The organism is Rhodosalinus halophilus (assembly GCF_003298775.1).
GTDB classification, from domain to species: Bacteria; Pseudomonadota; Alphaproteobacteria; order Rhodobacterales; family Rhodobacteraceae; genus Rhodosalinus; species Rhodosalinus halophilus.
Window position 1 is genome coordinate 1 of the sequence record NZ_QNTQ01000065.1, and the last position, 498, is coordinate 498.

The 498-nt window shown below is 67.5% G+C and carries 1 protein-coding gene and 1 pseudogene; both read left to right on the forward strand.

Features of this window, described 5'->3' with window-relative positions; translation table 11 throughout:
• Positions 1-261, forward strand: a pseudogene (locus DRV85_RS18870) (hypothetical protein); the annotation flags it as partial.
• Positions 262-334: 73 nt separating this feature from the next.
• Positions 335-498, forward strand: a 164-nt coding sequence (locus DRV85_RS18875) for a type II toxin-antitoxin system ParD family antitoxin (protein WP_113291004.1), incomplete at its 3' end; no start/stop codon positions are given.

A 498-nucleotide genomic window follows, 5' to 3' on the forward strand; every position in this document is an offset into this window, starting at 1 on the left:
CGACCGGCGGGCGTGGACACGGCGCCCTACACCACGCCCTATCTCGAGCTGATGCAGGCGGCGATCGCGAAGTTCGGGATCACGGCCGAGGACCAGGGCAAGAAGGATTGCCTCGTCGACTGGTTTCTCGCGCAGGAGATCGAGGGAGAGCCGGTGTCGAACAAGCTTGCCGATGCCATGGCGACGCTGATCCGGCTGCCCTCGGCGCAGCGCGGCGGGGCGAAGCGGGTGCTGGGGCCGGATCTGCGGCAGACCGGCTGACGCGGGAGACGGCACCTGGTCGACAGATGCCCCTCATTGGCATATATTGCCAATATGCCCAAGGGAGATGCCGATGCCGACCCGCAATGTCGTCCTGACCGATAGCCAGACCGACCTGATCGAGCGGCTGATCGCCGATGGCCGCTACCAGAATGCGTCGGAGGCGCTCCGGGCCGGGCTGCGCCTGCTCGAGCGCGAGGAAGCCGAGATGACCGCCTTGCGCGAAAGGCTCGCCGC